The sequence below is a fragment of the Mesorhizobium sp. M1A.F.Ca.IN.022.07.1.1 genome, from assembly GCF_003997575.1.
Taxonomy (GTDB): Bacteria; Pseudomonadota; Alphaproteobacteria; order Rhizobiales; family Rhizobiaceae; genus Mesorhizobium.
The window spans coordinates 1-1,559 of the sequence record NZ_RZST01000606.1; the positions used below are offsets into that span (position 1 = coordinate 1).

At 62.7% G+C, this 1,559-nt stretch carries 2 protein-coding genes; both read right to left on the reverse strand.

Features of this window, described 5'->3' with window-relative positions:
- Nucleotides 1–590 precede the first annotated feature (590 nt).
- Nucleotides 591–1,202, reverse strand: coding sequence for a response regulator FixJ (fixJ, locus tag EOA75_RS32690; RefSeq protein ID WP_127326124.1), 612 nt, complete (start codon nt 1,200–1,202; stop codon nt 591–593).
- On the reverse strand, nt 1,192–1,559 hold a 368-nt coding region (locus tag EOA75_RS32695; protein ID WP_164747746.1), incomplete at its 5' end, for an ATP-binding protein. The genes fixJ and EOA75_RS32695, both read right to left, overlap by 11 nt.

Genomic DNA, 1,559 nt, shown 5'->3' on the forward strand with positions numbered 1-1,559 from the left:
CTTGCCCACGATGCGCTCGAGGTCGGCGAAAACGCGGTAGCGCCGCTCGGCATGGAGCTGGTCGATCGCTTCTTCGAAGACCCGCTGGTAGTTCATGTCTGTGCTCCTGTGCGGGCCGTCGCCGGGCGCGGCGGGCCTCTTGCCAAGGCGGCACCATATGGCGCCCGAGGGCGCCTCACTTTGAGCCATATCAATTCGGACATCGCGCCCGCCGAAAGAGTGCGGCGCCACCCCGGCAAATCAGACCGAAACTGATTCAAATCAAAGCGCGCTCTCGTGTTTCGATCCACGGTGAATCGATGTGGAACCCGATCGCAAGCGCTCCGTTTGGCCGCAGTCTCGAACTAGCCGTTCTGGACGAGGAAGGCCTGCACGCGCTTGTGTTCCCGTGCGAGAAGTGGCAGGAAGGATGGCGGCATGCCGTTACCGGTCTACGCATCGACATAAGGCCGACCCACTGGCGGGACTGGCCAGTGCAACAGCACCAGGCAGCGCTGCTTTGCGACCTACCATGACGCAGATCGCCCAATTGTGTGCGGCTGTCTTGGGGAAAACGAAATGCCGGGGCTCTGTTCAGTGCGGCGTCGCGCTCAGTGGCCGGGGTCGGCGATCAAGGCCATGCGCACCAGATGCGAAAGGCTGCCGGCCCCCATCTTGCTCATGACATTGGCGCGATGGATCTCGACCGTGCGCGGGCTGATCCCGAGATCATAGGCGATGGTCTTGTTGGGCAGACCGGACACAAGCCCGTCGAGAACCTGCCGCTCCCGCTCCGACAGGGTGGCCAGGTTCTTCCGGATCTCTGTCGATTGCGGATGCGCCGCGACGGCCTGAGTGCGATTGTCCAGGGCGGAACGGATTGCATCGATGAGGAGCTGGTCGTCGAATGGTTTTTCGATGAAATCGGCCGCCCCCTCCTTCATCGCCTGGACGGCCAGCGCGACGTCGGCGTGCCCGGTCATCACGATCACCGGCACGGCAACACCGCGGGATTTCAACTGCCGCAGGAATTCGATGCCGTCGATGCCTGGCATGCGCACGTCGGTGACAATGCAGCCGTCGATCTCCTTCGGCTGCGTCGCCAGGAACGCGGTTGCCGATTCATGCAGGCGCACGGCAAAATCGGCCGTCGCGAGGAGGAAACCCAGCGATTTGCGAACGTCGACATCGTCGTCGACCACATGTACGACATCACTGGCCACTGGCGACCTCTTCCTTCTCCACGGCGCGCAAGGTGAAGCGAAACGCTGTTCCACCGCCCGGCGCCTGCTCTGCCCAGATATGACCACCATGCGACTCCACGATAGTGCGACATATCGACAAGCCGACACCCATCCCCTGTTTCTTGGTGGTGACAAAAGGCTGGAACAGCTGGGCCGACACTTCGGGAACTAGACCCGGCCCGGTGTCGATGACGCTAACCTCCGCCATTCCGTCGAGCCGCGCGGCCGTCGCGATGTGCAATTCGCGCCGGGGCTGCCCCTGCATCGCTTCGACGGCATTTCGCATCAGATTGAGCAAGACCTGCTGGATCTGGATGCGGTCGGTCAGGACCAGCT